This window comes from Neogemmobacter tilapiae (assembly GCF_014652215.1).
Taxonomy (GTDB): domain Bacteria; phylum Pseudomonadota; class Alphaproteobacteria; order Rhodobacterales; family Rhodobacteraceae; genus Neogemmobacter; species Neogemmobacter tilapiae.
Genome location: NZ_BMYJ01000005.1, coordinates 22167 through 34188, shown reverse-complemented (window position 1 = coordinate 34188; position 12022 = coordinate 22167). Strand labels below are relative to the sequence as shown.

Here is a 12022-nt window from a genome sequence, read left to right as displayed (position 1 = left end):
ATGTGCCGTTTACGCACAAATTCCATCTTGCGCCAGTCTGGGGCGGCCTGTATTGGCGGCGGTGGGACACCCTTCCCCACCGAAGGGCATTTATCTGGAAGGATACCATGTCTGACTTGTCGACACCGGCCACGCGCCCGGCCAATCCGCGTTTCTCCTCTGGCCCCTGTGCCAAGGTTCCTGGTTTCTCTCTTGATATGCTGGCTGATGCGCCCTTGGGGCGTTCGCACCGCGCGGCGGTGGGCAAGGCCAAGCTGAAAGAGGCGATCGACTTGACCCGTGAAATTCTGAACGTGCCAGCGGATTACCGCATTGGCATCGTGCCCGCCTCGGACACTGGGGCTGTGGAAATGGCGCTGTGGTCCCTGCTGGGGGCGCGGGGCGTGGATATGGTGGCTTGGGAAAGCTTTGGCGAAGGCTGGGTGACGGATGTCGTCAAGCAGTTGAAGCTGAAGGCGAATGTGCATGTGGCCCCCTATGGCGAGATTGTGGATTTCGCCAAGGTCAACTTTGACAATGACGTGGTGTTCACCTGGAACGGCACGACGAGCGGTGTGCGGCTTCCGAATGCGGAGGTTATTCCGGCGGATCGTCAGGGTTTGACGATTTGCGACGCGACCTCGGCGGCTTTTGCGATGGAGCTGGACTGGGCGAAGCTGGATGTGGTGACGTTTAGCTGGCAGAAAGTGCTGGGAGGCGAAGGGGCGCATGGGATGCTGATCCTGTCGCCGCGCGCCGTGGAGCGGTTGGAAAGCTATGTTCCGGCCTGGCCCCTGCCCAAGATTTTCCGGCTGACGAGCAAGGGCAAGCTGATCGAAGGCATTTTCGTGGGCGAGACGATCAACACGCCGTCGATGCTGGCGGTAGAAGATTATCTGGTGGCGCTGAAATGGGCGAAATCGGTGGGTGGTCTGGCGGGGCTGGTGGGCCGGGCGCAGGCGAATGCGCAGGTGGTCTGGGATTTCTGCGCTGCGAATGCGTGGCTGGTGAATTTGGCGGTCGATCCGGCGACGGCCAGCACGACGAGCGTTTGCGTGAAGTTCAACGATGCGCGGATCGCGGATGGTGAGGCGTTTGCGAAAGCGGTGGCCAAGCGGCTGGAAAAGGCGGGCGTGGCGCTGGATGTGGGGGCTTACCGCGATGCGCCGGCAGGTCTGCGGATCTGGTGCGGATCGACGGTGGAAACCAGCGATGTGCAGGCGTTGATGCCGTGGATTGCGCATGCGTTCTACGCGGAAATTGCGGAAATCGCCAAGGCGGCGTGATCCCCGAAGATGGGCCGATGGCCCATCCTACCCCCCGAATATGCGTAGGATGGGCCATCGGCCCATCTTCCCCAAAACCAAAATCATAGGAGCCCATCATGGCCCCCCGCGTTCTTGTCTCTGACGAACTGTCCGAAACCGCCGTGCAAATCTTCCGCGACCGTGGGGTCGAGGTGGATTACATGCCCAAGCTGGGCAAGGATAAGGAAGAACTGGCCCGCATCATCGGGCAGTATGATGGTCTGGCGATCCGTTCGGCGACCAAAGTCACCGAAAAGCTGCTGGAAAATGCGACCAAGCTGAAGGTCGTGGGGCGTGCGGGGATTGGGGTTGATAACGTCGACATTCCGAACGCCTCGAAAAAGGGCGTCATCGTGATGAACACGCCGTTCGGCAATTCGATCACCACGGCCGAACATGCCATTGCGATGATGTTTTCTGTGGCGCGGCAGATCCCCGAGGCGAATGCCTCCACCCAAGCCGGGAAATGGGAAAAGTCGCGCTTTATGGGCGTTGAACTGTTCAACAAGACCTTGGGCGTCATCGGGGCGGGCAACATCGGTGGCATCGTCTGTGACCGGGCTGTGGGCTTGAAGATGAAAGTCGTGGCTTATGACCCCTTCCTGTCGGAAGAACGTGCCAAACATCTGGGTGTGACCAAGGTTGAACTCGATGAACTTTTGGCCCGCGCCGATTTCATCACCCTGCATGTGCCCTTGACCGACAAGACGCGCAACATCCTGTCGGCGGAATCGCTGGCGAAAACCAAGCGCGGCGTGCGGATCATCAACTGCGCCCGTGGCGGGTTGATCGACGAAGCGGCGCTGTTGGACGCGCTGAACAGCGGTCAGGTTGCAGCGGCGGCCTTGGACGTGTTCGAGGTGGAACCGGCCAACGAAAACCCGCTGTTCGGCCATCCGAACGTCGTCTGCACCCCGCATCTGGGCGCTTCCACCACCGAAGCGCAGGAAAACGTGGCGCTGCAAGTGGCCGAGCAGATGTCGGACTATCTGCTGACCGGCGCTGTGTCGAATGCGCTGAACATGCCTTCGGTGACGGCGGAAGAGGCGGCCGTGATGGGGCCGTGGATCAAGCTGGCGGGGCATCTGGGGGCCTTTATCGGCCAGATGACGGACGAGCCGATCAAGGCGATCAACATCCTGTACGATGGCGTTGTGGCCGACATGAACCTGCAAGCGCTGAACTGTGCCGTGATTGCGGGCGTGATGAAACAGCAGAACCCAGACGTGAATCTGGTGTCGGCCCCCATCGTGGCCAAGGAACGTGGCATTCAGGTTTCGACCACGCGCCAAGACAAGTCGGGCGTGTTTGATGCCTATATCAAGGTGACGATGGTCACGGACAAGCGCGAGCGTTCGGTCGCGGGCACCTGTTTCAGCGACGGGAAACCGCGTTTCATCCAGATCAAAGGCATCAACATCGACGCCGAGATTGGCGAACACATGCTTTACACGACGAACGAGGACGTGCCGGGCATCATCGGCTTGTTGGGCATGACGATGGGCAAGAACAACGTGAACATCGCCAACTTTACCTTGGGCCGCTCGGGCGTGGGGCAGGATGCGATTGCGATCCTGTATCTGGATCAGGCGATTGACCCGAAAGTGGTCGATACGCTGGAATCGACCGGGCTGTTCCAACAGGTCAAGGCGCTGTCCTTCGAGGTGTAAGGGCGGCGGGAATGGGGAAGGGGCGGCCTGCGGGCCGCCCTTTTTTATTTCTCGATGTCATTTGTAGGAAAGCAGCGCTCTTCGTAATCGACAACCATGTCCACAAGCGCATCGAGCGAATCACCTTCTGAGGTGCCGATTGGCGCACCCCAAAGTTGGCTGATTTTAAGCATTGCGTCCCTGTGATCATCGGGAGTTTTCAGTGGATTTATCCACATAGTAGTCCCCAATATTGCGCATTTTCACTTCAAGCCGCGATGGAGGTGGCAAGTCGAATTGCCTTATTTTTCTGAAATTTGCACTGCCTTTAGTGCCTAGTTTTGTGCCAACCACAAAATGTTCGGCGATGTCAGATATTCAGACTCGACTCATCACAGACCAAGGCGGCATAATAATGGCACCCACAAGCGCTAACTTGTGGGTGCCGATCTACCTGTTTTGGCAGAGTGTCCTACAACACGAGTTGAGAGTCTCACGGAGGCTCCACGCTCGTCAAGCCGGAAGAGGTGGATAAATCCAAACCGCTACAAAGCGGGCAATCTTCTGCGCTCGAAGGGAGCACATAATGTACTATAATCTCTATACTGATGTGTCAGGTTATTGGCGCTGGACGCTTTACGCTGCCAATAACCGAAAAATCGCAAACTCAGGCGAAGGCTATGTGAACAAGGCCGATGCTCAGAGCGCGATCAATTTGGTCAAGGCCTCGGCTACTGCGCCTGTGAGGTGAGCTTCGCAATACAGTGTGCTGGCTGGAGCGATGCTTCGCTCCAGCCAAACAATCTATCTCACATCGCCCAAGGCCCGTGCTTGCCAGCCCCGCCATCAACCCGCTCAAACCCATGCGCGCCAAAGAAGTCGCGTTGGGCTTGGATCATGTTGGCCGTGCCGCGCGCGGTGCGCATGGCGTCGAACCAGGCCAGACCGGCCGACAGGGCCGGGGCGGCGTGGCCGCCCAAGGCGGCTGCGGCCACGACGCGGCGCAGGGCGTTGTGGGTTTTTTCCAGATGGGCGGCAAAGGCCGGGGCGAAGATCAGGTTGCGCTTGTCGTCCTGGGTCAGCGCCTCGGCCATGTCGCCCAGCATGTCCGACCGAATGATGCAGCCTTCGCGCCAGACCTTTGCAGCCTCGGGCAGGGGGACGCCCCAGCCAAAGGTTTCGGACGCCGCCGCCAGCATGGTGAAGCCCTGTGCATAGCAGAGGATCTTGCCCGCCATCAGCGCCTGTTCCAGATCGGTCTGGGTCAGGCCATCCACCTTTTGCGGGCCAGCGCCAAAGCGGGCCTCACCGGCCTTGCGTTCGGCCAGACGCGACGACACGTTGCGCGCCCCAACGGCGGCCTCGATCACCGGGACGGGGGTGCCCAGATGCTGCGCCTCAATCGCGGTCCAGCGGCCTGTGCCTTTCTGGCCCGCGCTGTCGAGGATGACGTCGAGCATGGCGGCCCCGGAATCCGGGTCCACGGCGCGGGCGACTTTGCCCGAGATTTCGACCAGATAAGACCGCAGCGGGCCTTGGTTCCAGCTTTCAAAGACACCCGCAATCGCTTGGGCGTCCAGGCCCAGACCGTCGCGCATGATGCCGTAAACCTCGGCGATCATTTGCATATCGGCATATTCGATGCCGTTGTGGACGGTTTTCACGAAATGGCCAGCGCCCGCCGGACCCATCCAAGTGGCGCAGGGGATGCCTTGGTATTTCGCGGAAATCGCCTCCATCACCGGGGCGACGCGGTCCCAGGCCGCTTTCGGCCCGCCGCCCATGATGGCCGGGCCATGGCGGGCGCCTTCCTCACCGCCCGAAACGCCCATGCCGACGAAGGGCACGCCTGCGGCCTCGGCCTCGGCGGAACGGCGTTGGGTGTCGTGGAAGTTCGCGTTGCCGGCGTCGATGATCAGGTCATCCTTGCCCATCAGCGGGCGCAGGGCGGCAATCTGGTCATCGACGGCTTGGCCTGCCGGGACCATCAGGATGATGGCGCGGGGTTCGCGGATCGCCTGCACCAGTTCGGCCAGCGTTTGCGTCGGCACAACATTGGCGGCCAAAGCCCCCGCCGTGGCATGAAATTCCGTCGTCACGCTGCCGGTGCGGTTCCAAACCGCAATCCGGTGGCCCTTTTCCGCGATGTTGAGCGCGAGCGCGGCCCCCATCGTTCCTAGCCCGATCAGACCGATTTCTGCTTGAGTCATCTGCTGTCCCTCCGTAAGCCCGTTATCGCTAGCATGTTACAAAGCGGGGGGAAACTCCCCGCGAAGGGGCGGATGATGCGAACCTATGCGATTGGCGACATTCATGGGCAGTTGGGAAAGTTGCAGGCGGCGCATGGGTTGATTGCGGCGGATGGGGCGGGGCCTGAGGATGTGATCGTGCATGTGGGTGATCTGGTGGACCGGGGGCCGGACAGCCGGGGGGTGATCGACTGGCTGATGGCAGGGCAGGCGGGGGGCGCGCCTTGGGTGGTTCTGAAGGGGAACCATGACCGGATGTTCGTGGGCTTTGTGGGCGATGCGGGGCATGTGGATCCGGGGCTGCGGGCGGATTTGTCTTATCTGCATCCGAAAATCGGCGGGGGGGCGACTTTGGCGTCCTATGGGGTGCTGAACGCGGCGGATCGGCCTTTGGGGCCGGTCTGGGCTGAGGTGCAAGAGGCCGTGCCCCCGGCGCATGTGGCTTGGTTGGCAGAACTGCCGAGCCGTTTTGCGCGGGATGAGGCGCTGTTTGTGCATGCGGGGATCGATCCGGATGTGGCCTTGGCGGAGCAGGTGGAGGATGCGCTGTTGTGGATCAGGGAGCCGTTTTTGTCAGACAAGCGGGACCATGGGCCGCTGATCGTGCATGGGCATACGGTGGTGGAACAGGCGACGCATTACGGCAATCGGCTGAACATTGATTCGGGTGCCGCTTATGGCGGGCCTTTGTCGGCGGTGGTGATTGAGGGGCGGGAGGCTTGGCTGCTGACGCCTGCGGGGCGTCAGCCGATTTTGCCCTAATTTTCAGCCGATCGTTCGGGGTTTTCTCATTTGCAGTACGGTCATTTCAAGGCCACCGCGCGATTCCCACGATTTTTCCTGCACTGAGCTATAACCGTGCTTGCGGTAAAAACCCTTGGCCGAAAGCGCTGCTGTCAGGTCAATCTTATCGTGGCCCAAAGCAAAGATTTCGGTCTCGGCTTTTTCAAGCAATCGGGTGCCAATCCCCATCCGGGCGACATCGGCATGGACATACAGCCCTTTGACTTCATTCCCCAGATAGGAACAAAAGCCACAGATGAACCCATTCATTTCGGCGACCCAATAGGTTTCACCCAAGGCCTTCATCGCTTGCACATACTGTTTCGCGTGCAGGCCGAACGCCCAGCTTAGGCACTCGGCTTCGCTATAAGCCAGGGACCCCAACCGCAGGATCGAACCGCGGTGAACTTCCAGTATACCAAAAGCATCGTCCGCGACCCCTTGTCGCAGGTGGCATTCAACCCGATTGGTCTTTGGCTCGCCCATAACGCAAGGATGCCTGTTACGGGAACGCCCGACAAGTGGGGCGATCAGGCATCCCGCTTGGCGATCCAGTCGTGGTCCGGGTGGTTCTGGAAGCGCCAGTTGCGGCGGGGGCCGGCCATGACGTTCAGATAATACATCTGATAGCCATAGGGTGCGCCGCAGGGGTGGTGGCCTTTCGGAACCAGCACGACGTCGTGGTTCGACACGGCCATGGTTTCGTCCAGCGAACCGTCTTCCGTCCAGACCCTTTGCACCCCAAAGCCTTGGGCGGGGTTCAGGCGGTGGTAATAGGTTTCCTCCAGATAGGTCATGCGGGGGAAGTCATCCTCGTCATGGCGGTGCGGCGGATAGCTGGACCAATGGCCTGCGGGGGTGAACACTTCCGTCACCAGCAAAGACCCCGCCACATCGCGTTCTTCCATCGCGATGGCGTTGATCGTCCGCGTGTTGGTGCCCTTGCCGCGCGTGAGGCCCGGCACCCCATCCGGCCCCACCCGTGCCGCTTTATGCCCCTGCCCCATGCCGGGAGCGGAACAGACGGCGAGGGTGCATGCGGTGGTGGCCACCGCTTCCCAATCCGATCCTTCCGGCAAATACAGACAATGCGGCGCGGTGCCTTCAAACACATCCATCCGGTCGCCCAGAACGCCCCAGTCCTGCCCCGCGCCGGTGATCTGGGCCTTACCCTCAACCATCACAAGAATGACCTCGCGTGACCCCGTCGCTTCGGCGACGCGCTCACCCGGTTGCAGCCGATAAAGCCCAAAGCCGACATAGCCCCAGCCCGCGCTTTCGGGGGTGATGTCATGGACCTTGCCGGTCTCTCCCAACGGTTTCCGCAGCAGGTCCGCCATCGCTTGCCCTTTCATCTTGCCATAAATACCTCGGGGGGTCCGGGGGGCGGCTGCCCCCCGGCTTTGATCAAAGACCCGCCGCCTTGGCCAAGTCCTTCAACGCCTTCAACCCCATCGTCTGATACTTCACTGGATCGCGCACCACCGGATCCTGTTCCGCTTCGATCACGATCCAGCCCTGATAGCCGTGATCCGCCGCAGTTTTCAGCACCGGGGCAAAATCCACGCCGCCTTCGCTGTCGCCCGGCACGGTAAAGACGCCTTGGCGCACGCCTTCAAGAAAGCTCCAGCCTTCGGCCACCAGCTTTTCCCGCACGGCAGGACGCACGTTTTTCGCGTGCAGGTGCCGCACGCGGCCCATGTGTTTCGCCGCCACTTCCGCCGGGTTCCCACCGCCGAAATAGCAATGGCCCGTGTCGAACAGCAGTTTCGTGGCTGGCCCGGTATGGGCCATGAACAGGTCGATTTCTTCCGGGGTTTCGACGATGGTTCCCATGTGGTGATGGTAGACCAGCGTCAGCCCTTGGGCGGCGACATATTCGGCAATCGCTTCAACATCCGCGCCAAATTTGGCCCATTGGTCGGCGGGCAAAACCGGGCTGGCCGAAAGCGGCGTGTCATCCGCGCCGTGGATGGCGTTGGAGGTTTCGCAGACGATACAGACCGTGCAGCCCATGGCTTTCAGCAGGTCCAGATGCGGCTGGATGGCCTTTTTTTCATCCTCTACCGAATGGGCCAGCAGGTTCAGCGAATGCCAGCCCGACACGAATTTGAGACCGTGGGGGGCCAAAGCCGCCTTCAACGCCGCCGGATCGGTGGGCATCTTGTGGCCCTTTTCGATGCCGTCAAAGCCGATCTGGCCGGCCTCGGTCAGGCATTGTTCTAGGCTGGTATGCGCGCCAAGGGTCTGGTCGTCGTCGTTGGACCACGCGATGGGGTTGGTTCCGAAATAGATCATGTTGTCCTCAATTCGCCCGCTGGCGCAGCAGCGCCGCTTCGTATTTCTCGCGCGCCGCGCGCACCTGTTCACGGTCCGACACTTCTGGGACCGCGACATCCCACCATGTGCTGCCATGGGGGGTGGATGGATAGGGGTCGGTGTCGATCACCACGACAAAGGGGCCTTGGACGGTTTTGCCCTGTGCCAAGGCGGATTCGAGTTCCGCAATCGTCGAAACCTTGACCGCCGTCGCCCCCATCGCCGCCGCATGGGCGCGGAAGTCGATGTTGGAGGCGTTCACAGCCCATGCGTCTTTCAGCAGGTTGTTGAACTCGGCCCCGCCGGTCGCCATTTGCAGGCGGTTGATGCAGCCATAGCCGCGGTTGTCGGTGATAACGACGGTGATCTTGACGCCCATCATGCAGGCGGTGGCGAGTTCGGAATTGGCCATCATATAGCTGCCGTCGCCCAACATGCAGATGACGTCGCGGTCAGGCTGGGCCATCTTGATGCCCATCGCCCCGGCGATTTCATAGCCCATACAGGAAAAGCCGTATTCCATGTGGTAAGACATGGGGCGCTGCGATTTCCACAGTTTGTGGAGCTCGCCGGGCATGGTGCCTGCGGCGCACATGACCACGGCGTCCGGGCCGGACCCGCGCTGGACGGCCCCGATCACCTGCATGTCGGTGGGCAAGGCGTTGCCCGTTGCAGGGGCGTCGGTGAGGGGATCGACAGCGGCGAACCAATCGGCTTTGAGGCTGGCCTCGGGTGCGGCGAATTTCTTTGCGCCCAGTTTGGCAGAGATTGCGCCAAGGCCGACCAAGGCATCGGCGCAAAGCGGTTCAGCGCCGTGCTTCATCGCGTCATAGGCGGCGACGTTCAGGCTGATCAGGCGGCGTTCGGGGTTGGCGAACAAGGCCCATGATCCCGTGGTGAAATCCTGAAAACGGGTGCCGACGCCAATGACGAGATCGGCCCGGGCGCAGACGGTGTTGGCGCTGGCCGCGCCGGTCACACCAACCGGGCCAAGGTTCATCGGATGATCCCAAGGCAGGGCGGATTTGCCTGCTTGGGTTTCCACCACGGGAATGCCGTGCTTTTCGGCAAAGTCGCGCAGGGCATCTGTGGCAAAGGCATAGTGGATGCCACCGCCTGCGACGATCACGGGGGCCTTTGCCCCGGCGATCAGGGCCGCGACGGTTTCCAGTTCGACCGGATCAGGTTGAACGCGGCGCAGACGCCAGACTTTGGGGGCAAAGAAGGCCTCGGGCCAATCGAAGGCCTCGGCCTGAACATCCTGGCAGAAGGCCAGCGTCACCGGGCCGCAATCGGCGGGGTCGGTCATCGTGCGCAGGGCGCGGGGAAGCGCGGTCAGCAGTTGTTCGGGGCGCGTGATGCGGTCGAAATAGCGGCTGACGGGTTTGAAGGCGTCATTGGCGCTGATCGTGCCATCGCCGAAATCTTCGACCTGTTGCAGCACGGGGTCCGGCCCCCGGTTGGCGAAGACATCGCCGGGGACGAACAGCACGGGGATGCGGTTGACATGGGCGACGCCCGCTGCCGTGACCATGTTCAGGGCACCGGGACCGATGGAGGAGGTGACCATCATCGCATGGGCGCGGCCCAGTTGCTTGGCATAGGCAATGGCGGCATGGGCCATGGTTTGTTCATTGTGGCCGCGATAGGTGGGGAAAGTGTCCTTGATGCCGTGCAGCGCCTCGCCCAGACCAGCCACGTTGCCATGGCCGAAAATGCCCCAGCAGCCCGCCAGAAAGGGTTTGCCGTCTTCGGCCATCTGGACCGACAGATAGCGGACCATGGCTTGGGCGGCGGTCAGTCGGATCGTGTTCATGCCGCTTGTCCTTTCAAAGCGCGGGCGCTGTCCCAGACGGCGCAGAGTTCGGTGTAACGGCGGGCCATTTCGGCGACGGCGGCCTGATCGTCGATCTGTCCGGCCATCCATTGGCGGGCGGGATCGGCAAAGATGGTGCGGCCGACGGCGAAACCCTTCACAAGGTCATGGCTGGCGGCGAGGTTCAGGCTTTCGGCCAGTTGCTCGGCGGGGGCATCAAGGCCCAGCACGACGATGCCCCGGCAATAGGGGTCGTTGACCTTGATCGCAGCGCAGGCCTTTTCCCAGGCGGCATGGGTGCGGAAGGGTTCGAGTTTCCACCAGTCGGGGAAGATGCCGATGTCATAGAAGCGCTGGATCAGGTTGGCGGAGGTGTCGTCGGTGACGGTGGCCACCTTCGATGGGATGATTTCCAGCAGGAATTCCAGCCGGTTGCGGCGGGCGGCGTGGTAGAGGCGGGTGATCGTCGCCTCTTGATCGGCCTGCATTTCGGGCGTGTCGTCGGGGTGGCAGAAGCAGAGAACCTTGACGACATGTTCGAGGGGCCATTCGGCCAGACCGCCGAAGTCGGGGCCGAGTTCGGGCTCCAAGGTCAGGGGGCGGGAGCCGGGCCATTCGACGGGATGGCCGATCCAAAGGCCTTGGCCAGCGGCTTTGAACAGCGCGTCGCGGCCGACGCGGCTGTCGCACAAAAGGCCATAGCCGGGGCGGCCTCGGGCGACCTGTTCGACGGCACTCAGGCAGAGAAGCTTGAATTCGCCAATCTTGTTGCGGGAAACACCGGCCTGATCGGCGATGTCCTCCAACTGCATGCGGTGGTCAAAGGCAAAGACCCGCAGTTCGGGCCAATCGCGGTTGCGGTTGGTGGACCAGTGGATTTGCTCCAAGGCCTGATCATGCCGCAGGGCGGGGTTCACGACACCGCGTTTGAGGAAGAATTCAAGTTCGGTCCAGCTGGGATAGGCAGGTGTGCAGCCGTGGCGGCTGACGGCGAAGGCGCCGCAGGCGTTGGCATATTTGAGCGATGTGGCCCAGTCCTGATCGGTCAGCCAGCCTTTCAGCAGGCCCGACATGAAACCATCGCCCGCGCCCAGAACGTTGAACACTTCGATGGGGAAGCCTTGGCCGCGGATGCCCTGATCCCAATCGGTGATGCCCCCGGTAAAGGCCACCGCCCCGGCAGCGCCGCGCTTGCAGACCAGCGTTGCGCCCGAGACGGCGCGCACGCGGCGCAAAGCCTCCAGCGTGTCGGTGGTGCCGCCCGCGATGTGGAATTCCTCTTCCGTCCCCACGATCAGATCGAACAGATGCAGGCTGGCCTGCAATTTCGCCGTGACCTTGGCGCTTTCGATAAAGCGGCTTTCGCCGTCACCATGCCCGGCCAGACCCCAGAGGTTCGGTCTATAATCAATGTCCAGCGCCGTCCGCTTGCCACCTTCGCGGGCCAGACGCAGGGCTTTCAGCACGGCTGCCTCGGTCCGGGGATGGGAAAGATGGGTGCCGGTGGCCACCACCGAGCGCGATTCGGCGATGAAGGCGGGGTCGATATCCTCTTCGCACAGGGCCATATCGGCGCAGTTTTCGCGATAGAAGATCAGGGGAAACTGTTCCTGATCGCGGATGCCCAGCAGCACCAGCGCCGTCAGCCGTTCCATATCGGTGACGACGCCGCGCACATCGACGCCTTCACGCGCCAATTCCTCGCGGATGAAACGGCCCATATGTTCGTTGCCAACGCGGGTGATCAGCGCCGATTTCAGCCCCAGCCGCGCCGTGCCCGCCGCCATATTGGTGGGTGAGCCGCCGATGTATTTCTGGAACGAGGCCATATCCTCAAGCCTGCCACCGACCTGTTGGCCGTAAAGGTCCACCGATGACCGTCCGATGGTGATCACATCCAGCATGTCGTCCTCCCGCGCT

The 12022-nt window shown here is 61.8% G+C and carries 10 protein-coding genes; 4 read left to right on the top strand and 6 right to left on the bottom strand.

The window, feature by feature from the left end; genetic code table 11:
• Positions 1-107 precede the first annotated feature (107 nt).
• From IE095_RS08850 to IE095_RS08840, 3 genes are all read left to right on the top strand, one after another.
• Positions 108-1265, top strand: coding sequence for a phosphoserine transaminase (locus IE095_RS08850; RefSeq protein ID WP_189411294.1), 1158 nt, complete (start codon positions 108-110; stop codon positions 1263-1265).
• Positions 1266-1363: 98 nt separating this feature from the next.
• A complete protein-coding gene (serA, locus tag IE095_RS08845; RefSeq protein ID WP_189411293.1) occupies positions 1364-2956 on the top strand; it encodes a phosphoglycerate dehydrogenase in 1593 nt (530 codons plus the stop codon).
• Between the two features lie 565 nt (positions 2957-3521).
• The gene (locus IE095_RS08840) at positions 3522-3686 is read left to right on the top strand and encodes a YegP family protein (protein ID WP_189411292.1); all 165 of its coding nucleotides are present in this window, start codon (positions 3522-3524) and stop codon (positions 3684-3686) included.
• A 58-nt stretch (positions 3687-3744) separates the two neighbouring features.
• On the opposite strand, the gene gnd is transcribed toward IE095_RS08840, so the two are convergent.
• Positions 3745-5145, bottom strand: a complete 1401-nt coding sequence (gene gnd / locus IE095_RS08835; protein WP_189411291.1) for an NADP-dependent phosphogluconate dehydrogenase — start codon at positions 5143-5145, stop codon at positions 3745-3747.
• A gap of 75 nt (positions 5146-5220) precedes the next feature.
• On the opposite strand from gnd, the gene IE095_RS08830 reads away from it, so the two are divergent.
• Positions 5221-5946, top strand: a complete 726-nt coding sequence (locus IE095_RS08830; RefSeq protein ID WP_189411290.1) for a metallophosphoesterase family protein — start codon at positions 5221-5223, stop codon at positions 5944-5946.
• 3 nt (positions 5947-5949) lie between these two features.
• Here the strand turns inward: IE095_RS08830 and IE095_RS08825 are convergent, their stop codons facing one another.
• From IE095_RS08825 to IE095_RS08805, 5 genes are all read right to left on the bottom strand, one after another.
• A complete protein-coding gene (locus tag IE095_RS08825) occupies positions 5950-6453 on the bottom strand; it encodes a GNAT family N-acetyltransferase (RefSeq protein WP_189411289.1) in 504 nt (167 codons plus the stop codon).
• 44 nt (positions 6454-6497) lie between these two features.
• Positions 6498-7307 (bottom strand): 5-deoxy-glucuronate isomerase, encoded by an 810-nt coding sequence (gene iolB, locus IE095_RS08820; RefSeq protein ID WP_189411288.1) that lies wholly within the window; start codon positions 7305-7307, stop codon positions 6498-6500.
• Positions 7308-7374: 67 nt separating this feature from the next.
• Positions 7375-8265 carry a myo-inosose-2 dehydratase gene (gene iolE, locus IE095_RS08815; RefSeq protein WP_189411287.1) on the bottom strand — a complete coding sequence of 297 codons (891 nt, stop codon included), beginning with the start codon at positions 8263-8265 and terminating at the stop codon, positions 7375-7377.
• A gap of 7 nt (positions 8266-8272) precedes the next feature.
• Positions 8273-10102 carry a 3D-(3,5/4)-trihydroxycyclohexane-1,2-dione acylhydrolase (decyclizing) gene (iolD, locus tag IE095_RS08810; RefSeq protein ID WP_189411286.1) on the bottom strand — a complete coding sequence of 610 codons (1830 nt, stop codon included), beginning with the start codon at positions 10100-10102 and terminating at the stop codon, positions 8273-8275.
• Positions 10099-12006: a bifunctional 5-dehydro-2-deoxygluconokinase/5-dehydro-2-deoxyphosphogluconate aldolase gene (locus IE095_RS08805; RefSeq protein WP_189411285.1), complete on the bottom strand. Its 1908-nt coding sequence runs from the start codon at positions 12004-12006 to the stop codon at positions 10099-10101. Before IE095_RS08805 ends, iolD begins: the two co-directional genes overlap by 4 nt.
• Between the last annotated feature and the right edge of the window lie 16 nt (positions 12007-12022).

Excerpts from the sequence above, each read along its gene's own strand:
- IE095_RS08850 (WP_189411294.1), top strand. The coding sequence starts at position 108 with ATGTCTGACTTGTCGACACCGGCCACGCGCCCGGCCAATCCGCGTTTC.
- serA (WP_189411293.1), top strand. The coding sequence starts at position 1,364 with ATGGCCCCCCGCGTTCTTGTCTCTGACGAACTGTCCGAAACCGCCGTG.
- IE095_RS08840 (WP_189411292.1), top strand. The coding sequence starts at position 3,522 with ATGTACTATAATCTCTATACTGATGTGTCAGGTTATTGGCGCTGGACG.
- gnd (WP_189411291.1), bottom strand. The coding sequence starts at position 5,145 with ATGACTCAAGCAGAAATCGGTCTGATCGGGCTAGGAACGATGGGGGCC.
- IE095_RS08830 (WP_189411290.1), top strand. The coding sequence starts at position 5,221 with ATGCGAACCTATGCGATTGGCGACATTCATGGGCAGTTGGGAAAGTTG.
- IE095_RS08825 (WP_189411289.1), bottom strand. The coding sequence starts at position 6,453 with ATGGGCGAGCCAAAGACCAATCGGGTTGAATGCCACCTGCGACAAGGG.
- iolB (WP_189411288.1), bottom strand. The coding sequence starts at position 7,307 with ATGGCGGACCTGCTGCGGAAACCGTTGGGAGAGACCGGCAAGGTCCAT.
- iolE (WP_189411287.1), bottom strand. The coding sequence starts at position 8,265 with ATGATCTATTTCGGAACCAACCCCATCGCGTGGTCCAACGACGACGAC.
- iolD (WP_189411286.1), bottom strand. The coding sequence starts at position 10,102 with ATGAACACGATCCGACTGACCGCCGCCCAAGCCATGGTCCGCTATCTG.
- IE095_RS08805 (WP_189411285.1), bottom strand. The coding sequence starts at position 12,006 with ATGCTGGATGTGATCACCATCGGACGGTCATCGGTGGACCTTTACGGC.